Here is a 24,864-nt window from a genome sequence, read left to right as displayed (position 1 = left end):
GTCCGAAAAAATATTCGCGGGGGTTGATGGGTAGCGCCAGCGCTACCCGGGATTCGGCAGCCCGCACTCCTGCTCCTCACGTCCGATTCGAGCAGAGTCTCAGGGTGTCGATCCGTTCGAGCAAGGAGTGCGCATGACAGTACGCAAGGGTGTCGTGGTCCTGACGGTGGCCGGGCTGATGGGCGCCGCGTGGACCACGGCGGCGGACGCGGCCCCGGCCAAGGGGTCTGAACTGCAGAAGGGCCTCGACTCGTTGGTACGTCAGGAGAAGTTCCCGGCGGCACTCGCCTACGTAACAGACGGTAGGCGTACGGCGTCGCTGGTCGCGGGGTCCTCCCGGATCGATCGCCGGGTGCCGGTTCCCCGGGACGGCACGGTCCGGGCGGGCAGCAACACCAAGACGTTCACGGCGGTCGCGGTCCTGCAACTGGTGGCCGAGGGCAAGGTGGAACTGGACGCGCCGATCGAGAAGTACCTTCCCGGGATAGTGCGCGGCGAGGGCATCGACGCCACCAAGATCACCGTCCGGCATCTGCTGCAGCACACCGGTGGTCTGCCGAACTACACCGAGTACCTCGGGCTGGAGAACTTCGAGCAGGTGCAGCACCGGTACATCCCGAACCACGAACTGCTCGCCGCGGCGTTGAGCCATCCGGCGAAGTTCGCTCCCGGCACCAAATGGGAGTACAGCAACACCGGCTATCTGCTGGCGGGCATGCTGATCGAGAAGGTGACCGGACGCCCGATCCAGGAGCAGATCACCGAACGCGTGATCAAGAAGGCGGGCCTGAAGCACACCTACTGGCCGCAGGTCGGCGATCAGACCATTCAGGGGCGGCATCCGCAGGGGTACGCCATCGGCAACGCCGCCACCGGCGAAGTGATCGACGCGACCGAGCTGGACCCTTCCTGGGGCGGCGCCGCCGGGCAGCTGATCTCGACGCCCAGCGACCTCGGCGAGTTCTTCCGGGTACTGCTCGAAGGCAGGCTGCTGCCCGCCGCGCAACTGACCGAAATGCGGAAGACGGTCGACGCGCCCCTGTTCCCGGGAACGAAATACGGTCTCGGCCTGATGAGCAATCCGCTCAGCTGCGGCGGCGTGTACTGGGGACACGGCGGGGACATCCACGGATTCGAAACCCGCGGTGGGGCCACGGAAGACGGCCGGACCGTCGGGCTCGCGGTGACCGCGATGCCGGGAACCTTCGGCGACGCGGAGAAGGGTTCCAAGGCGGTCATGGCCACTGTGGACACCGCGTTCTGCAAGTGACGCAGTGACCTCTGTCGAGGGTTGAGGCGAACACCGCCGGAACATGGTCGATCTCCGCTCGGTTCCCGGCGAACCCGCGGAAAACCGGTTCCCGGCCAGCGGGCCCGGTAGATCGACGATGGCCCGCCCACGACACTGTGGGCGGGCCATCGCCCGAACCGCTGTCACCCGGCGATCGGGCGCCGGGCGGCAGCCGTCTTCAACCGGTCACGCCACCGGCCACGGCGGACGGCAGTTCTGCCGCGGCAACGCGTGCGAACCATTGGTGTACACGCCGTCCGCGATCGTGTCCTCCATGATCGAGCGGCGATCGGTCGGCCGGGCCCACTGGTAACACTGGTGCTGGGCGAAGTATCCGCCCGGCGCTTCGATGGTGTCGAAGTGGCAGACGCCGTCGGTCTCGATGCAGTAGCGGATGAACGGGATACCGCCGAAGTCGGTGCGACCGGGCCCGAACGACACGTAGCCGCCGAACGGCGACGGCGCACCGGTGCCCGGCGGGAGCACCGCGCTGATCCCGCGTCCCGGCGGACCGACGGGCTGCATCGGGTCGGCGAAGATCTTCGCCCTGAACCGCGACCTGTCCACGGCCAGTTTCCCGTCGGCGATGTCGTTCAGCACCAGGTTCGCGACCAGCGCGCCCTGCGAGTAGCCGACGACGGTGAACTCCGCGCCGGGGTTCTCGTCGAAGGAGCTCTGAACGACACGGCGGGCTTCTTCGTGCCCGCGCGCGACGCTCTGGTCCATCGGTGTCTGGTCGCAGTTCGGTGCTCCGGCGGCCCCTGCCGGGTAGTGGACCACCTTCCGGATCCCGCCCCGCAACCAGGCGTCGTTGTAGACGGTCGCGGCCCCGTCGCAGGTGCCGCCGATGAGGATGTAGTAGCGCGCCTGGTCGGCCGTCGCCGCCTGGGCCGTCGGCACGACCGCGCCGATCAGGCCGGTGGCCAACGCGGCCGCCGCCAGGACCCCCCTGAGTTTCTTCACATTCATCGTTCCCTTCGTTCGACTACGGTGCGTGTTCGAACGTTAGGGACGCGTCATGAAATTCTGATGAAATGACTTCAGCGATGCGCCAGGACGTTGACCACGTGACCGTTGGGATCGCGCACGAAGAACCGCCGCACGCCCCACGGCTCGTCGGTCAGTTCGTGCACGATCTCGGCACCGGACGCCTTCGCTTCCTCGTACGCCGCGTCGACGTCGTCCACCTGGATCGAGACGGCCGGGACGACGGGCGCCGTCTCGTCATGGGTCATGAGACTCAGCTGCACCTCCGGCCGATCCGGATCGGCCAGGGTCACGATCCAGCCGTGGTCCATCACCACTTCGAAGCCGAGCACCCGCGTATAGAATGCTTTCGCCTGCTCAAGTGACCTGGTCTCGAGGTCGGGTACCACTCTCTTGATCGACATGTGCCGATACTGGCACAGCCCTCCGACGGTTTCGGGGGAGAAGGAGCGGCGTCGCGAGCATGAGCGCCCCGGCGACGCCGACCGCGGCACGCGGGCCGGTGAACGCGGCGAGCAGTCCCCACAGCGCGGTCAGGGCCGCGGTGGTGAGTTTGCCACCGATTGACCACGCCGACAGCGTGCGCGCCGCGCGGTCGAGGGGCACCATTTCGAGCCTCCTGGTGGCGAGCACCGGGTTGAACACGCCGATGCAGGTGATCAGGCAGAGCTCGACGACGATGACCAGGATCAGCCCGGGAACACCCGGCTGGACGAAGACGAGCCCGACGGGCCAGCAGATCCGCAGCGAACCGGCGACGAAGAGGACCCTGTCGCGGCCGTACCGGGCGACCACGCCCGGCGAGAGTCTCGATCCGATCAACCCGCCGAGGCAGGGCACGGCGAAGGCCATCGCGTACTCCCAAGGCGCGAAACCGAGCTGCCCGAGCATCAGGACGGCCATCAGCGGCGCGGTCGCCATGATCAGGCCGTTGACCACGATCGTGTTGACGAAAAGGGGACGCAGCAACGGATGGGTGAGGATGAACCGCCACCCTTCCCGCAGGTCGCGGCCGGTCAGCCGAGGCCCTTCCGGTCTCGCGGGTGGCGGTTCCGAACCGCCGACCGCACGGATCCCGAGTGCCGAGAGCAGATAACTGATCGCGTCGGCGGCGATCGTGATCACCGGCCCGAACAGGCCGACGGCGAAACCGCCGAGCGGTGGGCCCAGCACGGTCGCCGTCCAGGTCGTCGATTCGAACCGGGCGTTCGCGATCAGCAGATCTTCCGGCGGCAGCAGTGTTTTCAGGAAGGCCCCGCCGGCGGCCAGGAAGGTGATGTCCGCCGCGGCGACGACGACCGACACGGCGAGAAGCTGCCCGAAGCCGAGCAGCCCGAACGCGTACGCCACCGGGACGGTCAGCAGCGCCGCGCAGCGGACGAGGTCCATCGCGATCATCACCGGGCGTTTCCGGCGGAACTCGACCCAAGGGCCGAGCGGCAGCGCGACCGCGGCGCCGACGACGAGCCCGGCAGCCGCCAGTAGCGAGACCTCGGTGGTGCCCGCGCCCAGCGTCACGATGGCGATCAGGCTGAACGCGTCGAACGCGAACCGGGTGCCGAAAGCGCTCGCCGCGTACGCCGCCCAAAGCCAGCCGAACCGTCGCCCCAGCGATCTCTCACCCACCGCGAGATCAAAGCAAGCCAAGCCCCCGAAGTCGAACAACGGGTCGTTGGCGGGTCACAACCGGCGGTTGTGCGACCCGCTCAGAGATCTCCGAGCGCGGTGACCGGCGATTCGACGCAGTCGGCGACGAACCGGAGGAATCCGCCGGCGGTTCCGCCGTCGCACACCCGGTGGTCGAACGCGAGGGTCAGCTCGCAGATCTTGCGCGCCACCAGTGCGCCGTCGACGACCCAGGCGCGGTCGATGATCCGGCCGATGCCGAGGATCGCCGCCTCCGGATGGTTAATGATCGCGGCGGAGCCGTCGACGCCGAACACGCCGTAGTTGTTGACCGTGAAGGTCCCGCCGGTGAGGCCGGCGGGGCCGAGTTTCCCTTCCCTGGCTTGTGCGGTCCGGTCACCGATCGCCGCTGAAAGCTCCCTTGTGGACAGTGCACCCGCGGCGCGGACGACCGGGACGACGAGCCCGCGGTCGGTCTGCGCGGCGAACCCGAGGTTGATGTCCCGCAGCTGGACGATCTCGTCGCCTTCGACGCGTGAGTTCAATTCGGGATACTTCCGCAGGCCCGCGACGGCGAACCGGGCGACGAGGCCGAGGAGGCTCACCGGGCGGTCCGGTGCCGAAGCGTTGAGCGATTTCCGCGCGGCGACGAGTTCGGTCGCGTCGACGTCGACCCAGACCGTCGCCTCGGGAATCTGACGTCGCGAGGCCGTCAGCTTGTCGGCGACCGCCTTGCGGACCCCGGTCAGTGGTATCCGCTTCTCGCCGTCCCTCGATTCGGGGACGGTCAGCGCCGCTTCGACGTCTGCGCGCCGGATGATGCCACCCGGGCCACTGCCGGTCAGTTTCGTCAGGTCGATCTTGTGGTCGGCGGCCATCTTGCGGACGAACGGGGAGATCACAACCGGCGCTTTCGACGGCTTCCCGGGAGTGGTGACGAAGGTGCGCGTCCGGCGGCGCCTCGTCGTGGTGGTCGTGCCGTAGCCGATGAGGACGTTGCCGCTGCCTTCGCTCGCCGTCGTCACGCCGGGTTCGGTGAAGCCGGAGCCGATGGTGAGCAGGGGAGCGCCGACCGGCAGCGACTGACCGGGTTCGCCGTGGAGGCGGGTGACGACGCCGGCGAACGGCACGGGCACCTCGACCGCGGCCTTGGCGGTCTCGACTTCGACGACGGGCTGGTCTACGCCGACCGTGTCACCCTCCGCGACGAGCCAGGTGACGATGGTGCCTTCGGTCAGCCCTTCGCCGAGGTCCGGGAGCAGGAAGTCAGGCACCGGCCACCACCGGTTCGTCGTGCCACTGCAGCCGGGCGACGGTGTCCAGGATCCGGTCGACGTCGGGAAGCTGATGGCGCTCCAGTTTCGGCGGCGGATAGGGGATGTCGAGTCCGGTCACGCGCAGGACGGGCGCGTGCAGCTGATGGAAGCACCGTTCGGTGACCCGGGCGACCACCTCGGCGCCGTAGCCGCCGAAGCCGGCCGCCTCGTGGACGACGACCGCGCGCCCGGTGCGGCGCACCGAAGCGGTGACGGTCTCGTCGTCGAACGGGCTCAGCGACCGGAGGTCGACCACCTCGACGTCCCAGCCCTCGGCGGTCGCCGCCGCCGCGGTCTCCAGCGCGGTGGCGACCATCGGGCCGTACGCGATCAGCGTGACGTCCTTGCCCTCGCGGCGGACGACCGCGCGGTCCATGGCCGCGCCGTCCCGGGTGAAGGACACGGATTCCTTCGACCAGTAGCGGCATTTGGGTTCGAGGAAGATCACCGGATCCGGTGAGTCGATCGAGTCGCGCAGGAGGTCGTAGGCGTCCTGGGGAGTGCCGGGCGTGACGACCCGCAGGCCGGGCGTGTGCGTGTAGTAGGCCTCGCTCGAGTCGCAGTGGTGCTCGACGCCGCCGATGCCGCCCGCGTAGGGGATCCGGATGACCATCGGCAGCGACAGCGCACCGCGGGTCCGGTTCCGGAGTTTCGCGACATGCGAGGTGATCTGCTCGAACGCGGGGTACGCGAAGGCGTCGAACTGCATTTCGACCACCGGACGGAATCCGCCCATCGCCATCCCGACCGCGAAGCCGACGATGCCGGATTCGGCAAGCGGCGTGTCGAAACAGCGCTCCTCGCCGAAGTCGGCGGTGATGCCGTCGGTCACCCGGAACACCCCGCCGAGCGGGCCGACGTCCTCGCCGAAGATCAGCACGCGGTCGTCGTCCTTGATCGCGTCACGCAAGGCGGCGTTGAGGGCTTGTGCCATCGAGATCTCGGTCATCAGGCCTCCAATTCGGCCGCGACCAGCGCCCGCTGGGCGGCCAGCTGGCGGGTCGGAACGGCGTACACGTGTTCGAACAGCGACAGGGGATCCGGCTCGACGTCGGCGTTGAGGGTGTCTCGCACTCCTGCGGCGAACGTCTCCGCCTCGGCCCGGAATCGCTCGATGTCGTCGGCGGACAACAGATTCTCGTTGGTCAGGTAGGTCTCGAGACGGCGTACCGGGTCGGCCGCGCGCCACTTCTCGACCTCGGCCTGATCGCGATAGCGGGTCGCGTCGTCGGCGTTGGTATGCGCGTCGATCCGGTAGGTGTGCGCCTCGACCAGCACCGGCCCGCGGCCGGACCGCGCGGATGCGACGGCGTCGTCCAGTACCGAGAGGACCGCGAGGGCGTCGTTGCCGTCGACCTGCTCGGAGCGCACGCCGTAACCGACACCCTTGTAGGCCAAGGCGGGGGCGGCGCTCTGCTTCTCGAACGGCACCGAGATCGCGAAGCCGTTGTTCTGCACGAAGAACACCACGGGAGCCTTGAACACGGCCGCGAAGTTGAGCGCTTCGTGGAAGTCGCCTTCGCTGGTGGCGCCGTCCCCGATGAGCGCGAACGCGACGCTGTCCTCGCCGCGGCGCCGCATCGCGTGGGCGAGCCCGGCCGCGTGGAGGGTCTGGGTGGCCAGCGGGGTGCACTGGGGAGCGACACGGGTCTTGGCGGGGTCGTAGCCACAGTGCGCGTCGCCGCGAAGCAGGGTCAGGATCTCTCCCGGCTCAAGCCCGCGGGCGACCAGCGCGACGGAGTCGCGGTAGGTGGGGAAGAGCCAGTCGGAGTCGGTGAGGGCGAGCGCGCTCGCGACCTGACAGGCCTCCTGGCCGGCACTAGACGGGTAGACCGCGAGGCGCCCCTGTTTGGTCAGCGCGGTCGCCTGCGCGTCGAAGCGACGACCGAGCACCATCAGCCGGTAGGCCTCGACGAGCCGCTCGAACGGCGGCTCGGAGTAGCGACCGTGCTCGTCGACGCGTGTGCCGTCCTCGGCGAGGAACCGCACCGGCACTTCGGACGGCAGCAACGCGGCGGCAGGGGTCTCTCGCGACATGGCGCAGCACCACCTTTCACAGACATATGATGCTGAGATGGTGGATTCCGGAGTCCCAGTGTTCAAGGCCCAGGCGAAATGAGCGACAAACTGTCCTCAGAATCGGTTCAGTCAGGCCAACCGTCCAGTAGTGGCGTGGCTCACGGTCGGGATCCGGGACGAACGGTCCTTGCCCTCGACGACATCGACCGCGCGATCCTCACCGAACTGTCCGCCGACGGCAGGCTCGCGGTCCGCGCGCTGGCGGAAAGACTGCACATTTCGCGCACCAACGCCTACGCGAGACTGGAGCGCCTGATGTCCGAAGGCGTCATCACCGGCTTCGGCGCCCGGATCGACCCCCGGCGAGCCGGACTCGGGACGAGCGCGTACATCCTGATCACCGTCGAGCAGACGTCGTGGCGCACGATGTCCGCCGAGTTGCGGCAGATCCCGTTCGTCGAGCACGTTTCGCTCGTCGGCGGCGACTTCGACATCCTGCTGCTGGTGCGGACGCCGGACAACGCGTCGCTGCGAGACGTCGTCCTGGAGCGGCTGCAAGCGTTGGACGGCGTGCGGTCCACCCGGACCTGGCTGATCTTCGAAGAACAGCCGGGTGTCGCCCCTCGCGTTTAGTCCTCTGGTTGCGGTTGACCAAGCACCGAGTTCACCAGGTCGGTGACCTCGCCGGGGCCCGAGCCCACGAAGGCGACTCGCCCGGTGGTCTTACGGGGGGCATCTGTGCGTTCTCCTCGATCGGCCGCGGTCGAGCGCGGCCCTACCTTCGACGTTCTGACTCACTGGGCGGGGCCGGACAGACAGGAACGCCCCTTGACGATGGAGGGATCGGGACATTCAACGTCCCGATCCCTCCATCGTGGACACCGGCACACGCTGAGCAGTAGTCGCACCCCGGTTGACCGCGAGGCACCGCCGGACAGGCCATTCGGGTGATAACGGTTCGGCATTCGACGTATCTGGCGTGCACCTCATTGACACTTTCGTGCGATCGCGGCGACCGAGTGGAGGAATGCGGTGACGGTGGACTACACGGGTCAGGATTACCTGACGCGGCAGATCGGGGCTCTGCTCGAGGCGATTCGCGAGGAGGGGCCGGTCGGCGAGGGCAGGCGCAGTTTCCGGCTCGCCGGGCATCTCGCCGCGGAGGGCGGGTTTCACCTCGGCGACATCCTCGCGGCGACGGCGCAGTTGCTGGCGGTCCACGCTTGGAACAACGGTTACCTCGGCGCGGCGGAACTGCTGACGCGCCGCATGCGGGACTTCGGTGCCGAGTCGGTGGAGCTGGTGCGGTACCTCGTGAGGCTGGAGACCGGGAGCGAGCAGGGTTGGCTTCCGCGGGACGACCGCGAAGCGCTCATCGACTACGCACGGCGCGCCCAGCGGCCCGACATCGAGCGGCGGGCGCAGGCGATCGAGCCGTTGCTGCCCGGGGTCAGCGGCCCCGAGCGTCCTGATCGGATGGCCAGTGAGTCGTGAGATAGTGCTCCGGATCCGCGAGAACGCCTCGGATCACCGAGCCGGCGGCGCCGCGTACGGCGGCTCCCGTGCCGAGCGGCGACCGGATGACCCGCACCGGCGACCAGGCCGTGCTGGGCACGCGGCGTTCCAGTTCGGCGAGGAGTGGCTCACGAAGCCACGGCTCGAGCCGCGCGTAGGTTCCGCCTAGCACCACCGCCGGGACGTCCATCAGATTGACCACAGTGGACAGTCCGACGCCGAGATGGCCGGCGGCGGTGGTGACCGCGGAAAGAGCGGCCTTGTCGCCGGACTCCAGCGCGGAGACCAGATCGTCGATCGTTTCCGCGCCCGCGAGCCGCAGGATCTCCTCCTGGCCTGCCATCCGTTCCAGGCAGCCGTTCGCGCCGCAGGAACACAGCGGACCGTCGGGCGCCACGGGCAGATGACCGATCTCGCCACCCGCGCCGCGGACGCCTTCGAACAGGGCACGGTCCAGCACGATTCCCGCACCGATCCCGATCTCGCCGGACACGTGCACGAAATCGGGCAACGCCGAGCCGTGCCACAGTTCGGCGAGCGCCGCGAAGTTGGCTTCGTTGGCGACGGTGAACGTCTCCCCGAGCCGGTCCGCGAGGTCGACGTCGCGCCAGCCCAGATTGGGTGCCAGTCGCACGAGGCCGGATTCGACCAGGCCCGGAACCGCGATACCGACGCCGCCGACGGGGACGCCCAGCGCGTCCGCCTGCTTTCGCGCCTTGCGCAGGAACGCCGACACGCGCTGGAAAACGCGGGGGGTCCGGTTGTCCGCGTACCGGATTTCCTCCGCCCGGACGGTGCCGTTCAAATCGACGAGGCAGGAGGCCAGGTAGTCGACGCCGATCTCGATACCGAGTCCGTGCGGGCCGGTGGGGGAGAGCGACACGACGGCCCCGCGCCGACCGGGGCCTGCCCGGCGTTCCGGCTCGCCTTCGGCCACGAGGTCCGCCGCGATCAAGCGGTCGACCACGATCGACACGGTGGCCTTCGTGAGTCCGGTGGCGGTGGCGAGGCCCGCCCGTGAGGTGCCGGGGCCGTCCGCGATCGCGCCGAGGACGAGGGCGGCGTTGTGCTGCCGCACGGTGTGCTGTCCCGCCGGACGCGTGCCGATCATCGCGCGATTGTATTCGTTCGATGCCTGAACGAAATCCTTGACCCGCCGGATCACCGTCGATAAGTTCAGGCATCAAACTAATCGGTGGAGGCGAAATGGTTCAGGCACCGACGCGTGAGGACAAGTTCAGCTTCGGGTTGTGGACCGTGGGCTGGCAGGCGAACGACATGTTCGGCCCGGCGAGCCGGGCCCCGCTCGACCCGGTCGAAGCCGTGCATCGTCTCTCGGACCTCGGCGCATGGGGAATCACCTTCCACGACGACGACCTCGTCCCGTTCGGCTCGGCCGACGCGGATCGCGCGCGGCGGCTGAAGCGCTTCCAAGGCGCGCTCGACGAGACCGGTCTCGTCGTCCCGATGGTGACCACGAACCTGTTCAGCCACCCGGTCTTCAAGGACGGCGGCCTGACCAGCAACGACCGCGACGTCCGCCGCTACGCCCTGCGCAAGGTGCTACGGAACCTCGACCTCGCCGCCGAACTGGGTGCGTCGACGTTCGTGCTCTGGGGCGGCCGCGAAGGCAGCGAGACCGATGCGTCGAAGGACGTGCGCGCGGCGATGGACCGCTACCGCGAGGGCATCGACTTCCTCGCCCAGTACGTCATCGACCAGGGTTACGGCCTCCGACTCGCACTCGAGCCCAAGCCGAACGAACCTCGCGGCGACATCCTGCTGCCGACCATCGGGCACGCGCTCGCGTTCATCTCCACGCTGGACCATCACGAGATCGTCGGTGTGAACCCCGAGGTCGGGCACGAGCAGATGGCCGGGCTCAATATCGTCCACGGCATCGGGCAGGCCCTGTGGCAGGGCAAACTGTTCCACATCGACCTCAACGGCCAGCGCGGCCCGCGGTTCGACCAGGACCTCGTGTTCGGCCACGGTGACGTGTTGTCGTCGTTCTTCCTGGTCGACCTGCTGGAGCACGGCGGCTACGACGGACCGCGACACTTCGACTACAAGCCGCTGCGCACGGAGAACATGGACGGCGTCTGGGCCAGCGCCGAGGCCAATATGGCCAGTTACCTGTTGTTCGCCGAACGTGCCCGGGCATTCCGTGCCGACCCCGAGGTGCGGGCCGCGCTCGACGCCGCGCTCGTCCCGGAGCTGGCGACGCCGACCCTCAACGAGGGCGAGATGGCGGCGGATCTGCTGGCGGACCGATCGGCGTTCGAGGATTTCGACCCGGACAAGGCGGCGGAACGCGGCTACGGCTTCATCCGCCTGTCCCAGCTGGCCCTCGAACACCTCACCGGGGCGCGCTAGCGTAGGACCGGATAGATCACGCCGGAGCGGACGCCTGACTGCTTCGTGAGGTTTGTAGCCCCAGTGCTTGCCTTTGGGGATCGGCCATCAAGGCGACCGCCACTCGGATCAATGACTCGGTCCTGCGCCTGATCGAACGCCTCGCACCGGGTGGACGCCGCCACGGTCACCGCCGAGCAAACTCCGCCGGGTCGCCGGCGGGCTGATGACCCCGACACCCTGCTCGTGGCCGACGCGCCGGCTACGACGGGCCCGGGCCGGCTTTTCAACCGGCCGACCTGCCCGTGTCAGTGCTGGTCCGGATGCGCTCGGACCGGGTCCTGCGCCGCTCGGCCCCACCACGCGAACCACGGCCGGTCAACGCTGATCCGTGTTCCTTAGCCTCGGTCGCATCGCCGTCGCGGCAGTCTGCTTCGGCGGACAGCTCCCGCGCGGGCCTGGACCCACTCTTAGGTGGACTCACAAGGTCACGGCGTGTCGGGCCGGAACATCGATCTCGGAACAGTCCCGGTCACCTGATTCCGTCCAGTGACCACCGGTGTCGCCAGTTCTCTCGTAGCGGCAAGGAAAGGTGAGAGGCGGCATGTGGGTGGTCGTGCCGCAGTGGCCATGGCTGGGGGTAGCGCCAGGTCGCGCCTGCGCTGGCATCGGTGGGGATTGGTCGCATGCGGGTGACCGGCGACGGTTGCTCTTGCCAGCCCCCGGTGAGAGGGCGAAGGGTTGGCCGGGTCGAGGGTGTTGGTGGATCCGGTGCCCTTAGGTATTCGGCATCGGGCAGTGGCCCCAGACCCTCGGTCATCACACCACCTCGCAGGTCCGTGGCATCAGTCCCGGACCCCCGTTACAGGTGGAAGGTTGATCATGAGATCCACAGCACGGATCAGCACGGCGGGCCGGGTCGGCCGGGCTCTGATCGGTTTGGGCACCGGGGCGGGATTCGCCCTGCTGGTTCCCGCGCAGGCGTGGGCGCTTCCGCCGGGATGTACCCAGAGCGGCGCCAATTTCACCTGTACCGCCGGGATTCCCGCCGGTCAGGTGCTGGATGGCACCACGGGGAACAACATCATCACCATCACCGGCGGCGCCGTGAACGGCACGGTGAACGGGCTAGCCGGCAATGACACGATCAGGGTCACCGGCGTCGCCGGTACCGCGGGCACCAACGGTCCTCCGGGGGCCGACGGTAACGCGGGCACTCCCGCGGGCAACGCCGGCGGCAACGGTGGAGCCGGAAGCGTCGGTGGCGCCGGCGTGGGGAGCACCGGGGTCATCGACGGCGGTGCCGGCACGGACAGCATCACCGTCCTCGGTGGTGCTGGAGGTAACGGCGGGAACGGTGGCCAGGGCGGTGCCGGATTCGCCAGTGGCGCCGGTGGCGCCGGTGGTAACGGTGGCGTCGGCGGGATCGGTGGTGCCGGTAACGCCGGGAACGTCACCGGTGGCGTCGGCAGTGACACCGTCATCTTCACCGCGGGCAGGGGCGGCAACGGCGGTCTCGGTGGTCGCGGCGGTAACAGCGGCCTCGTGGCCGGTGGCGCGGGCGCCGGGGGTATCGGTGGCGCGGGTGCGGCCGGCGGGGTCGGGAACTCCGGGACCTTCACCGGCAATCTCGCCGATCCCGGTCTCGACAACGTCACCGCCAACGGTGGTGCCGGTGGTACCGGCGCGGCCGGTGGCGTCGGCGGGTGCGGTCACGGCGGCGGAGCCGGCGGTGTCGGTGGCGCGGGGGGAGCCGGTGGCGTCGGGAACGCCGGGACCATCAGCGGTGGTGCCGGTGCCGACATGCTCAGGGCCAACGGCGGGCTCGGCGGTAACGGTGGCGCAGGTGGCAAAGGCGGCAACGGCTCCGCCGCCGTCCAGCCCGGCGGTGCCGGTGGTGTCGGCGGTGCCGGTGGAGCAGGCGGGATCGGGAACTCCGGCACGCTCACCGGCGGAACCGGTATCGACAACATCACCGCGGCGGGCGGCAAGGGCGGTAACGGTGCCGGTGGCGGTAACGGCGGCACCGGCTGCAGTGGCCCCGGTGGTCCTGGCGGCATCGGCGGCGCCGCGGGCGCGGGTGGCCTCGGGAACTCCGGAACCATCAACGACGGCGCGGACACCATCGCCACCCCGTCCGGCGCCAGCGGCCTCGCCGGCGGCAACGGCATCGCCGGTGTCAACAACGGCGGCGTCTGCACCTGCTGACCGGTAGACCAGCGGTAACGAATGGCGGCGGGATCACTGGTGTCACCAGTGATCCCGTTACCGCTCGTCGATACCGGTCAGGTCGGGCCTCACCACACGACTATCCGCTCTGGCCTCACCCGGCGAACACGCCGAGCCTCACCGGCAGCTTAGGAGGCCACGCCGAGGTGCCGCGTCGTCTCTGACGCTTGGTCGCTCGTCTCGTGGCGGACACCCGTCAATGGCGGCGACGCCGGGCATGGAAGGCGTGGTCCTGTCGGATCAGGCTCTCGACCCGCATCTGCTGGTCGGCCGAAAGGTCGGCGGGTGTGCGGAGTACCTGCTCGATGAGGTACTGGGTGCCGATGCTGAGGGCGTTGACGCCCATGTTCTGGCAGGTGCCCAGGTCGGCGCGGTCGTGCATCACCACCACCGCCGTCGCTACCGGCACTGCGATCTGCCGGCGGGCCAGGAACTTCTCTAAATCGCTCGCCACCTCGCTGACCTGCCTGCCCCAGCTGCGGCCACTGCGGTCATGCAGGGCGCCGTGGTCGACCAGGTTGCCGTAGCGGTCGAACTTCTCGAAGCTCCACGCGTCACCGGTCACGTGCACCCGCACCCCACGGCCCTTGACCTCGATCGCCCACACCCCGCCGGGCCCGACCAGAACCAGATCGACCTCGCCCCGGCGATTGGCGTAACCGTGAAAGAGCATCCAATCGTCATCGAAGCGGTCGATCAGCTCCCCGGCGGCCCGGCTCTCGGCCGTCACCCCGGCCCGCTGCCGCGCCAGATCGGACTGCGTGCCCGGATCGATTCCCGGGGTGGCCATCCGCATCGCCTGTTCCTGCTGGCGGTGGCGCCACCAGCGGCCCCACTGCCACCATCGCCGTGACGCGGCGTTCTGCCTTCGCAAGACCGCAAGCGACTCGAGGAAATCAGCTCGACGGCGCTGCTGCTCGACGATCTCGGCTTCCAGCGCACGCACCTGGACCAACGGATGATTCGACAGCTCCTCCACGCGCACCCGATCGATCCTAGCGTGTCTTAAGTGGTGATCAGCCGCTTTTGAGCGATGCGCTCGACCGTGATTGATCGGTTGTCGTCGCGGCTGGTTCCGGATGAGCTGTGGGCGGTGGCGGAGCCGTTGGTCCCGGCGTTCGAGTAGACGTTGCCGCCGGTGCTGGACATCGAGTACACCGCCTATTCGACCGCGGACTGGACAGGTTGGTGTTACCACCGGTTTTCGGTACAGATCGCGGCTTGGCTAACGGATTTCGTCGCCACGGTGCACGAACGTATCGGTCGCCGGCCGGTGATCTACCCGACCCGTGGCTGCTACGAGTGGGCCATCGGGTCACATTTCGAGGTGATCAGGAATATCTTCGCTGGCACGGTTGCTCAACTCGCCGCGTTCGCCACAGGACCTGCGACCTGATGGAACTGTGCCGAAGTTATCCTGAACGTGCGTCTGTTCCATATATGCTCCCTTCTCACCGGTTTTGTCGGACCGCTTCATAACCTGCTGAAACCAAGAAGGTTCGATACTCGCAGGTGTGACTCTGCTCAGCACACGTTCGCTAGCAGTGCGGTCCGTCACCTCGTTGGGTCATACCGCCAAGCTAATGAACGGCGGCTAGGCTTCAGAGAGTTCGTTGGCGCGTGTATGGGCGCCGCTCGATTTGGTGAAAGGCTGTGCGGATGGCTCAGAAGGTCAGTGTCGAGCTTATCGACGATCTCGACGGCGGCGAAGCGACGCAAACGGTGCCTTTCGCGATCGACGGTGTGCAGTACGAGATCGACTTGTCCACCAAGAACGCCGAGGCACTCCGCGAGGTGCTTGAACGCTACGTCGCAGCGGGTATACGCACCGGCGGACGCAAGCCGCGGGTCGCGGCCGGTCAGTCGACGACCGGAAGCAGCAGCAGCCGTACCGCGACGGATCGTGAGCGCAACCAACAGGTGCGCGCTTGGGCGTCGGAGAACGGCTACGCGATCGCCGAACGTGGACGTATCCCGAACGGGATCTATGAGGGGTTCGACAACGCCGAGTCAGCCAATTCTCAACCCCTCGAGTCGGAACCGGTCCAGGATGCTGCGGCGAAACCGGCGCGCAAGCGGGGGCCGCGGAAGCAGAAAGCGGACAGCTGAGGTGGACCAGCGCTCGAGCGATGTCAGATAGATGGGCCACCGGTCACACGCTTATTCACGGCCGTTGAGGAACGTGGTCATCGCTACGTGACTGTGGCTGAGCACGTGCCCTGCTTCATCGACGATCCTGACTGTGCTACATGGCAGAATCGTCATTTCCGCGAACACGTGGTTGGCCCGGCCAAGAAGGAACTTCCCCACTGGCCCGGGCCAGTTCGCCGCCGATGCTCGTCCCACCGAACGCTCGTGATGGAGGAACTCGCGCAGGATGTCGTGCATGAGGTGGATATTCGGATCGAGTGGCATGACGTGAGTCATCCCGAAGAAGGCCCTGGCCGGCGCCTGGTACAGCCCGAAACCAGCGGTGTGGAGCCGGGCGTGGCGACCGTCGGGCGACGTCACCGGTGCACGTCACCCGGCTAAGCGACTTCGGGTTCGTCGCCGAGGAAGGCCGCTCGCAGTCTGCGGATCCGGGCCCAGAACTCGGCCTCCCGGCCGGACTCGAGGACGCCGAGGTACCCGCCTGGGACGACGCGTCCGACGAACGGACCGGACGTCCAGATCCGCCAGCCGCCCGTCGCGTCGTCACCCGAGGCGGACGCGGGATCGTCGGTTCCTCGTATCGCCGCGATCGGGCACGAGAGCCGTGTCGTGGCCGGCCCGCGGTAGGCGGTCAGCAACTGGAGATCGCCGAGGAGCAGATCCAGGGCGTACTCCCAGCTTTCGGGCGAATCGCGATAGCCTGCGACAGGCGTGAGCCCGGTGCGGCCGAACACCCGCCCGATGGCGGACGCGCCCGCCTTCGCGGTCTTTTCCGGCGAGCGCCGCTGCGGGGCACACGCGTCCACGACGATCAGTGCGCCCGGGGCGACGCCCAGCCGTTGTGCCGTTTCCAAGGCGACGAAGGCGCCCATCCCGAAACCGATGGTCACGGAGCGGGAAAACCAGGCCTTCGGCGTCGCGTCGGCCACGCGGGTGGCGAGTTCTTCGACGGAGGACGCAGGCGTCTCCGCGAGCCGATCACCGTGTCCGGGATATTCGACGCCCCAGACGTCCGCGCCTGCCGTCCCGGCGAGCGGACCGAAGGTCTGGAGCGTGCCGCCGGCGGGCGGAAACAGCAGGTGGCCAGGGCCGCGACTGTCTGATGTGGACAGCGGAATGAGTGCGGCCTTCATGATCCGGAAGATACGCGCCGTCAACCCGAATGGAGTGACGGTTTGGAGTCGACCAAGATCAATTCACCCGCCAGGGGGAGCTTCCCGGAAAAGCTGCCCGGCTGTGTCGTATCTGGCGGTCCCCGTTCGACGTCTTGTTAAGAGCCGGAAGGAGAAAGCGATGAACACCACGACACTGGCCTCGACCACACGGCTGAACCCCGTGGGCCGCACCCTGCCGGTTCTGCTGGCGATGGAGGACGACGCGGAGGACGTCGGCCGCCTGACCCCGGACGACCGCCTGACCTGCCATGTGCACGGCCGCTGGATCCACCAGTGCGTCGCTTCGCCGCTGCACGTCAACCCCATCACCCGGCACCGCTGGTGTCGTTCGTGCGCGACCGCGTTGACCGTTTCCGTCGACGAACTGTCCGGCGACGTCACGATGACCTGTCCTCACTGCGGCCACGGCGAGAGCGCCGCCTCGGCCAGGCTCATCGTCGCGTGCCGGGCCAGCCTGGCCGCCGCCCGCCGCCACTCCGGCTCGTGGGCCGCTTAACCTGCCCACTCGAAGAGACGTTCGATGATCAGCTCGCGGTCTTCCGAGCGGAGGTAGAGGTAGTGACCGGCTTCCGGCAGGATTTCGACGTCGGCATGGGGGAGCAGACTTTCGAGTTTCGCGGCGGCCGCGGCCGGATCGTGTACGACGCTGCGGCCGCCGAACAGGGCGAGCGTGGGAACTTCGATGGACCTCAGCGCCTCCTCGCCGGGGAGGACTTGGAGCGGCACCCGCGCGCGGTAGCAGCGGATTCCAGCCAGTACCAATTGGGCGGCGGGCTGGTCGAGGATGTCCTGTCCGGCCGACCAAGTCACGAAACGTCGCCACAGGCGGTCGTTGTCGAGTAACGCCGCCGGCAAGCTGTAGCGGATCACTTTCCGGGCGAACGGTGCCGAAACGGTCGTCGCGTCCAGTAATCCGATGGACGCCAGCCTGCCGGGCGCGTGGATCGCCTGATTGACCGCGTGCCAGCCGCCGGTCGAACCGCCCACGAGATGCACGGAGGACAACTCCAAGCTCTCGAAAACGTCGTCGAGAGCGCTCGCGCGGTCACGGATATCCGCGAACGGCAACCTTTGCACGCTTCTGCCGGCCTCGCCGAGAGTGTCGATCGCGTGGACCGCGTGCCGGTCCGCCAAAGCGGGGAGCAGTGCCGCGTAACAGGCGGAAGTAGCCATCAGGCCCGGCAGGAGGGCGATCGGCGGGCCGTCACCGCCGTAGCGGTAGACCCGCGTGCTGCCATGCCTCGTCTCGACGTCGAAGATATGGCCCGGCTCCGGGCACTCGGCCATGGCGCGGTCGTAGGCGGCGAAATAACGACTCTCGGCCGCTGGATTTCTGAAACCCCCGATTTTCGTCATGCTCCGGACGTTAGGGCGCAGCGGCGTTCCCGGTCTTGAACGAAAGTAAGCTGGCGGCATGGGCGGATGGGGTCTCGTGATGCCGCGGCAGGACCTCTTCCGCGCGCCCGGCGAGCGGATTCTCCGGTGGCCGCATCCCGGCCTCGCCGCCCACGTGTCGAGCTACGTCGCGCACGACCTTCCCGGCGCCGGCGCGAACTCCTGGCAGGTCACCCCGCTGTCCGTGCTCACGTGGACGATCGACTTCGAAGCTCCGGACCGTGGTCCGGAGATCCCGGATTCGCCCGTGCTGGGGTTGCGGGACCGGCCCCTGCGCCTCGAGCAGGCCGGCGCTTCGCGCGGGATCGTCGTCACCCTGACCCCGCTCGGCTCGTACGCGTTGTTCGGAATCCCGTTGCGGGAGCTGACGAACACGGCGATAGCGGCGTCCGACCTGCTGCCCACCGGGCCGTTGACCGAACGGCTGGCCGAGGCCGCCGACTGGCAGGAGCGATTCCGGCTGCTGGACGAGTACCTGGCGGTGAGGCTCGCCCACGGTCCAGGACTGGCGGCACCCGTCCGGTACGCGTGGGACCGCCTGTCCGCCGGGCCGGTCCGCGTCGACGCCCTCGCCGACGAGATCGGCTGGAGCAGGCAGCACCTCAACGCTCGATTCCGTGAACAGATCGGACTGAATCCCCGCACGGTCGGACGGATCACCCGGCTCAATCGCGTGCTGGCGCTGGTGAACCGGGCGTCATCCCTTTCGTGGGCGGAGGTGGCGTATTCGGGCGGCTACAGCGACCAGGCGCATCTCGTCCGTGAGTTCCGGGCGTTGACCGGATGCAGCCCGACGGAGGCCGGGAAACCGGCGCTGTTCGTTCCGGCCGCGCGACGGATCGATCGACGGAGGTAGGTTGCGGGCATGACCCTGGTTTCGACGCCTGCCGAGGCTGCCACGAGGACCACCGGACGAGCCGTTGTCGAGCAGAGGAGTCTCTCCAGCGGAGTGACCGAATTGGTGCTGGACAGCGGCGACACGGTGGTGGTCAAACGGGGTCACGCCCGGAACGCGACGTCCGCGGAGGCGGCGGGGTTGCGATGGCTGGGTGTGCCCGGCGCCGTGCGGGTGCCCGAGATCCGCGGTCACGACGACGAATGGCTGGTCACGGAACTGGTCGGCGGTGGACGGCCGACACATCACGCTGCGGAGCGGCTGGGGAGGGGACTCGCGGCGCTGCACGCGGCCGGAGCGCCCGCGTTCGGCGCCGCGCCGCCGGACGGACCTGTCGACGCGTGGATCGGCTTGGCTCCCATGGTGAACACGCCGGGGGAGGACTGGCCGCGGTGGTACGCGGAGCACCGGGTCCTGCCCTATGTCCGCCGTGCGGTCGAAGAGGGCATTTTGGACGCTGACGAAATCGCTGTCATCGAGCGGGCCTGCGCGCGGCTCCCCGAGTTCGCCGGTCCGGCCGAACCTCCGGCTCGCCTCCACGGCGACTTGTGGAACGGCAACGTGCTGTGGGGCGCGGTCGAGGCCTCGCTCATCGACCCGGCCGCGCACGGCGGTCATCGCGAGACCGATCTGGCCATGCTGCAGTTGTTCGGCTGCCCGCTGCTCGACCGGGTGCTGGCCGCCTACCAGGAAGTCGCCCCGCTCGCGGACGGCTGGACCGACCGGATCGCCGCGCACCAACTGTTCCCGCTTCTCGTCCACACAGTCCTTTTCGGACGGTCATACGCCGGGCAGGCGGTCGCGGCCGCGAGGGCTGTCGGCCGGTAGGGACGGCAGGGCGCCCCGAAAGCCACTTTCGGGGCACCCTGAGCCGCGGAGGTACGTGAGGATGAAGACGCGCCGGTCGTAGCGTTTGGTCACGGAGGAACCGTAGTGACGAGGCGGGTGGGCCCGCGAACGGAATACGGGCCCACCCAAGTCCTTTTGTGGACAGAAGATCAGACGACGGCGCCTTCGGGGTCGTCGTCGGAGTCGGTTTCTTCGATCTTCCACTTGAGCTGGAACTCGACCTCTTCCTCGCCGTCACCGCGCTCGTGCTCGATCGAGAACTGCGCGCGGGCGGGGACGCGGAACCGTTCCCCGGCGATCTGGATGCGGAACGAGGTCTCGGACTCGAGAGCGTCGGCGAGGCGGCGCAGTTTCGCGACGACGTCGGAGGTGGAGTAGACGCGTTCGACGTCTCGGGGAGCGTTTCCGGTCACGGTTTCCTCCAGGGTCCGACACCCTGGCCGGGTGTCCGTGGCGTCATTCAATCGTGTGATCATCACGTCCGGTCGGCGGGGTCACAGTGACCGGGCGACGCGAAAGCCGACGTCGTCTACTCGGAAGGTCGGGTGACTACGACGCCGCACCGAAGCCCGGCAGCTCCAGTGCTCGTCGAACCAGCCGCCGCCCCGCAGGACCCGGTACTCGCCGTACACCTCGGCGTCGTACACGTCCCAGCACCATTCCCAGACGTTGCCCAGCATGTCGTGCAGACCCCACGCGTTGGGCACCTTCCCGCCGACTTCATGCACGGACTCCGCCGAGTTCTCGCGGTACCAGGCGATCTCGTCGAGCGGTCCGTAGCGAGGGCCGGTCGTGCCGGCGCGGCAGGCGTGTTCCCATTCCGCTTCGGTGGGCAGGCGGTAGCCGTTCGCGGACCGGTCCCAGGTCGACGAATCCAGCTGGTAGGCGGGGGTCAGGCCTTCGCGTTCGGACAGGGCGTTGCAGAACCGGAGGGCGTCCGCCCACGAGACGTCGACGAGGGGGAGCCTGCCGGGCTCGCGGGTGACCGGAACCGGAGCGAGCAGGAAGGGCACGACATCGACAGCCCAGCTCCGCTGCGTGCGCCGGTCCGAAAGCGTGACCTCGCCCGCCGGTACGGTGATCATCTCCATGGTCCGGCCGATGTTACCCAGGCCCGGGCCGCCGGTACGCCATGATGGGCGCGTGCCTCTGCTCATCAAGTCCGCCCTGCCCGCCGGTACGTTCCGGTCGATGCGGCAGCCGTGCCTGGTCGTCGACGACAGGCTGGTGCTGCGACCTTGGTGCGTTGATGACACGGAGGAGGTCGAAGCCGCCTTCGCCTGTCCCGCCATCCAGCACTGGCACGTCCGCCGTATCGACGGAGCGGACGAAGCCCGCGAGTGGATCGCGGGCTGGGAACAGCGCTGGACGGACGAGACGGACGCGAGCTGGGCGGTGGTCGACGCGCGCGAAGACCGGCCGGTCGGGCAGGTCGGCCTTCGCACCCTGTCGCTTTTCGAGGCTTCCGCACAGTTGTCCTACTGGGTTCTCCCTGCCGCCCGCGGCGCGGGGATCGCGGGCGACGCGGTGGCGGCGTTGACGCGGTGGGCGTTCGAAACCGTCCGGCTGCACCGGTTGTTCCTCCTGCATTCCACCGCGAACGCCGCCTCTTGCCATGTCGCGGACAAGGCCGGATACCGCCTCGAAGGCACCTTGCGTTCTTCGATGCTGCACGCGGACGGGTGGCACGACGTCCACCTGCACGCTCGGCTCAGGAGCGAATCAGCACCTTCCTCCGCAGGACGAGCGGAAGAGGAACAAGGGCGATCGCGGCGCTGATCCAGATGGCGTGCCGATAGTCCCCGGTCGACTCCGTGACGAAACCGGCGAGTACCGGCCCCAGGAACGCTCCGGCGTTGAGCGCGACCGTCGCGAACGAACCTCCGAGCGTCGGAGCTCCGGGAGCCACATGCATCACTCGCGCCACAAGCGCGGAACCGCAACCGAACGACAGTCCACCTTGGACGGTCGTCACGACGAACAGGGCGACGGGCTGCGCGCCGGTCACCGCCAGCGCCGCCCAGCCCACCGGCAGGACGCACAACGCGAGTACCAGGCCGCGCCGGAGTTCACCGTCGCCCGTCCGGCCCGCCACCGTGACGCCGAGGAACGCGCCGACGCCGAAGGCCGCCAACAGCCCGGAAACCGCCCCGTCCGGAAGGTGGGCGACATCCGTCGCGATGACGGCGAGAAACGCGAACGTCGCGAAGGTCGCACCGTTGACCAGGGCGGCAAGGAGCATCGCTTGCCGCACCTGAGGTGTCTCCAACTCACGTGCTTCATGTTTGATCGAGACTTCATGAGGGACTGCCGCGTCGGTGGGTGCGGCACGGAACACCAGCACCAGCGCGGGGAGGCACAACGCGGCGACCGCCCAGAACGCGGAACGCCAGCCCGCGAGATCACCCAGTACGGCTCCGGCGGGTACACCGGCGACACACGACAGCGTGATTCCCGCCAACAGGACCGCGGTCGCCCGCGCCTGCTTTCCCTTCGGCGCCAAAGCGATCGCGACAGGCATGGCCACGGCGAGGAAGCCGGCGTTGACGACCGCCGCGACGACCCGGGTGCCGAACAGCAGCGGGAAACTCGTCGTCACGGCACCGATGACGTGCACCACGACGAAGGCGGTCAGAAACCCGGCCAAGGCCCGGCGGCGAGGCCAGCGCGCGCTGAGCACGGCCATGGCAGGGGCGCCGATGATCATTCCGATCGCGTAGGCCGCCGTCAGCGCGGCGGCCGCGCCCACCGGAACGGACAGTTCACCGGCGATTCCCGGCACGAGACCGGAAGCCATGAATTCGGAGGTGCCTTGCGCGAAGACGGCAAGGCCGAGGACATAGACGAACAGGGGCAACGGACGACTCCCGAGAGAAAAGTGAGCAGGAGGAGGCCGTGCGCCGGACAGGAGTACACCCGGCCGGACGCACGGAACAGCGCTCCGGTCACCGGAAAGCGAGAAGGCCGACGCTTAACGGCCGGACACGACGACTCGCCGCCGGATGACCGGCGGCGGGGTTCTGTCCGACTCGGGGCTCGTCACGAGAGCGCACATTACACACGGCCGTCGGCGGACCTCAACCCGGTTTGCCGGTCACCGGAGAAACGGGGCGCGTTCCGCGTACCGGAACGCTTTCGTTGCCCACTCGAATGGATCCGAGTAATGCGTTCTGACCTGCGGTTTCGTGATTGTTTCGGTACTGGGAAGCGCACTTGGATTCGGTTAACCTCGACTTCATGATTCCCACAGTTGTCTGGGGTACAGGCAACATCGGTCGCGCCTCCCTCCGGGCCGTCGACGCGCATCCGGCGCTGGAACTCACCGGTGTGCTCGTGCACGATCCCGCGAAGGTCGGTCGCGACGCGGCCGCGCTCGCGGGAGTCGACGGCGAATGGGGTGTGGCGGCGACCGATGACGTCGAAGCGGTTCTGGCGGCCGGTCCGCGCGCGGTGGTGTACGCGGCGTCCGGCGACATCCGGCCCGCTGAAGCGCTGGCCGACATCGTCCGCGCGATCCGGGCGGGAGCGGTGGTGGTGACTCCCGCGCTCTACGCGCTGTACGACCAGCGCAACGCGCCGGAGGAACTGCGGGAGCCGATCCTCGCGGCGATCGTGGAAGGCGGTGGTTCGCTGTTCGTCTCCGGCGTGGATCCGGGGTGGGGCAACGACATCCTGCCGTTGCTGATCAGCGGTCTCGGCACCACCGTGGACGTGGTCCGCTGCCAGGAGATCTTCGACTACTCCACCTACGACCAGCCGGATTCCGTCCGCTATCTGGTCGGCATGGGGCAGCCGATGGACTATCAGCCGCCGATGCTGGCCCCTTCGGTTCCCACGATGGTGTGGGGCGGGCAGGTGCGCCTGATCGCCCGCGGCCTCGGGGTCGGCCTGGACGAGATCCGCGAGACGCTCGATCGCCGTCCGCTCGAGGAAACCGTGACCACGCGGGCGATGGGTGAGTTCGAAGCGGGTACGCAGGGCGCGGTCCGATTCGAGGTACAGGGCATCGTGGACGGCGAACCCCGGATCGTCATCGAGCACGTCACCCGCGTCCACGCGTCGTGCGCGCCGGACTGGCCGATGCCGCCCAGCGGCGACGGGGCACACCGGGTGATCATCGAAGGACGCCCCAGGATCGAAGTCTCCGTCGAGGCCACTGACGAGGGCGAGAACCGGTCCGCCGGCGGCAACGCGACCGCGGTCGGCAGGCTCGTCGGCGCCATCGACTGGCTCGTGGACGCCAAGCCGGGCCTCTACGACGCCTTGGACGTCCCCCTGCGACCGGCCACCGGCAAGCTCGGAAGGAGCGCGCGATGATCATCGACATTCCCGAGGGCAAGGACCCGATCGGCTACGTGTGGGGCGAGATGGTGCCCGGTATCGGTGTCGCGGCCTCGAATCTCTCCTTGGCGGTCTACTCGCACACCACGCTGGGGCTCCGGGAGTTCGAGGCGGCCCGGCTGCGGATCGCGCAGATCAACGGCTGCGTCTTCTGCCTTGACTGGCGGACCGAACGAGACGGGGTGAAGGTCGAGGAGGAGTTCGCCGATGCCGTGACCGAATGGCGCACCACCGACGCGTTCGACGAGCGGACCAGGCTGGCCGCCGAGTACGCCGAACGTTACGTGCTCGACCACCACGGCATCGATGACGAATTCTGGAAACGGATGTCCGAGCACTACAGCCAGAAGGAAATCGTGGAACTGAGCATGAGCATCGGCTCCTGGCTCGCTTTCGGACGGCTGAATCACGTTTTGGGAATCGACACCGTTTGCGTTCTGCCGAAGTTCTAGGTCGTGAGTGATTGTAGCCGGGTTGTGAAGTACATGAAGGCCCCCTTCCTGTACCTAGGCGCAAGGAAGGGGGCCTTCATGTACTGGGGAAGGGGGCCTTCGCGCGCTGTCGCTGAGGCTCAAGTGGCGTTCCACAGTCCGGCGTGCGTGAAGGGCCCCTTGGCTACTCTCAGGGTAGGTAAGGAGTCCTTCACGGACCAGCGATCCCGAATCGCTCGCCATAGGTACCTAGAACGGTCGGCCCTGACGATCCGAATCGGCACTCACG

At 68.4% G+C, this 24,864-nt stretch carries 28 protein-coding genes; 13 read left to right on the top strand and 15 right to left on the bottom strand.

The window, feature by feature from the left end; translation table 11 throughout:
* The first annotated feature begins 133 nt into the window (after window positions 1–133).
* Window positions 134–1,270, top strand: coding sequence for a serine hydrolase domain-containing protein (locus tag ACZ6DT_RS11525; protein ID WP_465592309.1), 1,137 nt, complete (start codon window positions 134–136; stop codon window positions 1,268–1,270).
* 207 nt (window positions 1,271–1,477) lie between these two features.
* Here ACZ6DT_RS11525 and ACZ6DT_RS11520 read toward each other — a convergent pair whose 3' ends face one another.
* From ACZ6DT_RS11520 to pdhA, 6 genes are all read right to left on the bottom strand, one after another.
* Window positions 1,478–2,260, bottom strand: coding sequence for a PE-PPE domain-containing protein (locus tag ACZ6DT_RS11520; protein ID WP_465592306.1), 783 nt, complete (start codon window positions 2,258–2,260; stop codon window positions 1,478–1,480).
* 71 nt (window positions 2,261–2,331) lie between these two features.
* Window positions 2,332–2,610, bottom strand: a complete 279-nt coding sequence (locus ACZ6DT_RS11515; protein WP_465592303.1) for a VOC family protein — start codon at window positions 2,608–2,610, stop codon at window positions 2,332–2,334.
* A gap of 25 nt (window positions 2,611–2,635) precedes the next feature.
* Window positions 2,636–3,904: an MFS transporter gene (locus ACZ6DT_RS11510; RefSeq protein ID WP_465592300.1), complete on the bottom strand. Its 1,269-nt coding sequence runs from the start codon at window positions 3,902–3,904 to the stop codon at window positions 2,636–2,638.
* 80 nt (window positions 3,905–3,984) lie between these two features.
* Entirely contained in the window at window positions 3,985–5,178 is a 1,194-nt protein-coding gene (locus ACZ6DT_RS11505; RefSeq protein ID WP_465592297.1) for a dihydrolipoamide acetyltransferase family protein, read from the bottom strand.
* Window positions 5,171–6,169: an alpha-ketoacid dehydrogenase subunit beta gene (locus ACZ6DT_RS11500; protein ID WP_465592294.1), complete on the bottom strand. Its 999-nt coding sequence runs from the start codon at window positions 6,167–6,169 to the stop codon at window positions 5,171–5,173. Before ACZ6DT_RS11500 ends, ACZ6DT_RS11505 begins: the two co-directional genes overlap by 8 nt.
* Window positions 6,169–7,257 carry a pyruvate dehydrogenase (acetyl-transferring) E1 component subunit alpha gene (gene pdhA, locus ACZ6DT_RS11495; RefSeq protein WP_465592291.1) on the bottom strand — a complete coding sequence of 363 codons (1,089 nt, stop codon included), beginning with the start codon at window positions 7,255–7,257 and terminating at the stop codon, window positions 6,169–6,171. Before pdhA ends, ACZ6DT_RS11500 begins: the two co-directional genes overlap by 1 nt.
* A 135-nt stretch (window positions 7,258–7,392) precedes the next feature.
* Here pdhA and ACZ6DT_RS11490 point away from each other — a divergent pair, with 135 nt between their 5' ends.
* A complete protein-coding gene (locus tag ACZ6DT_RS11490; RefSeq protein WP_465592288.1) occupies window positions 7,393–7,872 on the top strand; it encodes an Lrp/AsnC family transcriptional regulator in 480 nt (159 codons plus the stop codon).
* A 399-nt stretch (window positions 7,873–8,271) separates the two neighbouring features.
* Window positions 8,272–8,733, top strand: coding sequence for a hypothetical protein (locus tag ACZ6DT_RS11485; protein ID WP_465592285.1), 462 nt, complete (start codon window positions 8,272–8,274; stop codon window positions 8,731–8,733).
* On the opposite strand, the gene ACZ6DT_RS11480 is transcribed toward ACZ6DT_RS11485, so the two are convergent.
* Window positions 8,690–9,865 (bottom strand): ROK family transcriptional regulator, encoded by a 1,176-nt coding sequence (locus tag ACZ6DT_RS11480; protein WP_465592282.1) that lies wholly within the window; start codon window positions 9,863–9,865, stop codon window positions 8,690–8,692. The two genes, ACZ6DT_RS11485 and ACZ6DT_RS11480, sit on opposite strands and share 44 nt — an antisense overlap.
* Before the next feature lie 95 nt (window positions 9,866–9,960).
* Here ACZ6DT_RS11480 and xylA point away from each other — a divergent pair, with 95 nt between their 5' ends.
* A complete protein-coding gene (xylA, locus tag ACZ6DT_RS11475) occupies window positions 9,961–11,130 on the top strand; it encodes a xylose isomerase (RefSeq protein WP_465592279.1) in 1,170 nt (389 codons plus the stop codon).
* A gap of 861 nt (window positions 11,131–11,991) precedes the next feature.
* Window positions 11,992–13,317 carry a hypothetical protein gene (locus ACZ6DT_RS11470; protein WP_465592276.1) on the top strand — a complete coding sequence of 442 codons (1,326 nt, stop codon included), beginning with the start codon at window positions 11,992–11,994 and terminating at the stop codon, window positions 13,315–13,317.
* A gap of 217 nt (window positions 13,318–13,534) precedes the next feature.
* Here the strand turns inward: ACZ6DT_RS11470 and ACZ6DT_RS11465 are convergent, their stop codons facing one another.
* Both ACZ6DT_RS11465 and ACZ6DT_RS11460 read right to left on the bottom strand, forming a co-directional pair.
* Entirely contained in the window at window positions 13,535–14,323 is a 789-nt protein-coding gene (locus tag ACZ6DT_RS11465) for a nuclease-related domain-containing protein (protein ID WP_465592273.1), read from the bottom strand.
* A gap of 20 nt (window positions 14,324–14,343) precedes the next feature.
* On the bottom strand, window positions 14,344–14,487 hold the full coding sequence (locus ACZ6DT_RS11460; RefSeq protein WP_465592270.1) for a hypothetical protein: 144 nt from the start codon (window positions 14,485–14,487) through the stop codon (window positions 14,344–14,346).
* Here ACZ6DT_RS11460 and ACZ6DT_RS11455 point away from each other — a divergent pair.
* Both ACZ6DT_RS11455 and ACZ6DT_RS11450 read left to right on the top strand, forming a co-directional pair.
* Complete coding sequence (locus tag ACZ6DT_RS11455) at window positions 14,477–14,734, top strand: hypothetical protein (RefSeq protein WP_465592267.1); 258 nt, start codon at window positions 14,477–14,479, stop codon at window positions 14,732–14,734. The genes ACZ6DT_RS11460 and ACZ6DT_RS11455 overlap by 11 nt on opposite strands.
* A gap of 263 nt (window positions 14,735–14,997) precedes the next feature.
* The gene (locus tag ACZ6DT_RS11450) at window positions 14,998–15,447 is read left to right on the top strand and encodes a histone-like nucleoid-structuring protein Lsr2 (protein WP_465592264.1); all 450 of its coding nucleotides are present in this window, start codon (window positions 14,998–15,000) and stop codon (window positions 15,445–15,447) included.
* A 51-nt stretch (window positions 15,448–15,498) separates the two neighbouring features.
* On the opposite strand, the gene ACZ6DT_RS11445 is transcribed toward ACZ6DT_RS11450, so the two are convergent.
* Together ACZ6DT_RS11445 and ACZ6DT_RS11440 are read right to left on the bottom strand one after the other, a co-directional pair.
* Entirely contained in the window at window positions 15,499–15,849 is a 351-nt protein-coding gene (locus ACZ6DT_RS11445) for a hypothetical protein (protein WP_465592261.1), read from the bottom strand.
* Window positions 15,850–15,866: 17 nt separating this feature from the next.
* Window positions 15,867–16,622, bottom strand: coding sequence for a thioesterase II family protein (locus ACZ6DT_RS11440; protein WP_465592258.1), 756 nt, complete (start codon window positions 16,620–16,622; stop codon window positions 15,867–15,869).
* A gap of 160 nt (window positions 16,623–16,782) precedes the next feature.
* Here ACZ6DT_RS11440 and ACZ6DT_RS11435 point away from each other — a divergent pair, with 160 nt between their 5' ends.
* Complete coding sequence (locus tag ACZ6DT_RS11435) at window positions 16,783–17,160, top strand: hypothetical protein (protein ID WP_465592255.1); 378 nt, start codon at window positions 16,783–16,785, stop codon at window positions 17,158–17,160.
* Here the strand turns inward: ACZ6DT_RS11435 and ACZ6DT_RS11430 are convergent.
* Window positions 17,157–18,020, bottom strand: coding sequence for an alpha/beta fold hydrolase (locus ACZ6DT_RS11430; protein ID WP_465592252.1), 864 nt, complete (start codon window positions 18,018–18,020; stop codon window positions 17,157–17,159). The two genes, ACZ6DT_RS11435 and ACZ6DT_RS11430, sit on opposite strands and share 4 nt — an antisense overlap.
* A gap of 58 nt (window positions 18,021–18,078) precedes the next feature.
* Here ACZ6DT_RS11430 and ACZ6DT_RS11425 point away from each other — a divergent pair, with 58 nt between their 5' ends.
* A complete protein-coding gene (locus tag ACZ6DT_RS11425) occupies window positions 18,079–18,915 on the top strand; it encodes a helix-turn-helix domain-containing protein (RefSeq protein WP_465592249.1) in 837 nt (278 codons plus the stop codon).
* A 9-nt stretch (window positions 18,916–18,924) separates the two neighbouring features.
* On the top strand, window positions 18,925–19,782 hold the full coding sequence (locus tag ACZ6DT_RS11420) for a fructosamine kinase family protein (RefSeq protein ID WP_465592246.1): 858 nt from the start codon (window positions 18,925–18,927) through the stop codon (window positions 19,780–19,782).
* A gap of 170 nt (window positions 19,783–19,952) precedes the next feature.
* Here the strand turns inward: ACZ6DT_RS11420 and ACZ6DT_RS11415 are convergent, their stop codons facing one another.
* Together ACZ6DT_RS11415 and ACZ6DT_RS11410 are read right to left on the bottom strand one after the other, a co-directional pair.
* Window positions 19,953–20,216 carry an amphi-Trp domain-containing protein gene (locus tag ACZ6DT_RS11415; protein WP_465592243.1) on the bottom strand — a complete coding sequence of 88 codons (264 nt, stop codon included), beginning with the start codon at window positions 20,214–20,216 and terminating at the stop codon, window positions 19,953–19,955.
* 81 nt (window positions 20,217–20,297) lie between these two features.
* Window positions 20,298–20,894 (bottom strand): formylglycine-generating enzyme family protein, encoded by a 597-nt coding sequence (locus ACZ6DT_RS11410; protein WP_465592240.1) that lies wholly within the window; start codon window positions 20,892–20,894, stop codon window positions 20,298–20,300.
* Window positions 20,895–20,946: 52 nt separating this feature from the next.
* Between ACZ6DT_RS11410 and ACZ6DT_RS11405 the strand changes: the two genes are divergently transcribed.
* Window positions 20,947–21,582, top strand: a complete 636-nt coding sequence (locus tag ACZ6DT_RS11405) for a GNAT family N-acetyltransferase (RefSeq protein WP_465592237.1) — start codon at window positions 20,947–20,949, stop codon at window positions 21,580–21,582.
* Here ACZ6DT_RS11405 and ACZ6DT_RS11400 read toward each other — a convergent pair.
* A complete protein-coding gene (locus tag ACZ6DT_RS11400; protein ID WP_465592234.1) occupies window positions 21,515–22,660 on the bottom strand; it encodes a Cmx/CmrA family chloramphenicol efflux MFS transporter in 1,146 nt (381 codons plus the stop codon). The two genes, ACZ6DT_RS11405 and ACZ6DT_RS11400, sit on opposite strands and share 68 nt — an antisense overlap.
* 380 nt (window positions 22,661–23,040) lie before the next feature.
* Here ACZ6DT_RS11400 and ACZ6DT_RS11395 point away from each other — a divergent pair, with 380 nt between their 5' ends.
* A complete protein-coding gene (locus ACZ6DT_RS11395; RefSeq protein ID WP_465592231.1) occupies window positions 23,041–24,120 on the top strand; it encodes an NAD(P)H-dependent amine dehydrogenase family protein in 1,080 nt (359 codons plus the stop codon).
* On the top strand, window positions 24,117–24,596 hold the full coding sequence (locus ACZ6DT_RS11390; protein ID WP_465592228.1) for a carboxymuconolactone decarboxylase family protein: 480 nt from the start codon (window positions 24,117–24,119) through the stop codon (window positions 24,594–24,596). Before ACZ6DT_RS11395 ends, ACZ6DT_RS11390 begins: the two co-directional genes overlap by 4 nt.
* Window positions 24,597–24,864 lie beyond the last annotated feature (268 nt).

The organism is Amycolatopsis sp. NPDC041971 (genome assembly GCF_055588925.1).
This window is presented reverse-complemented; position numbering and strand designations above follow the sequence as displayed.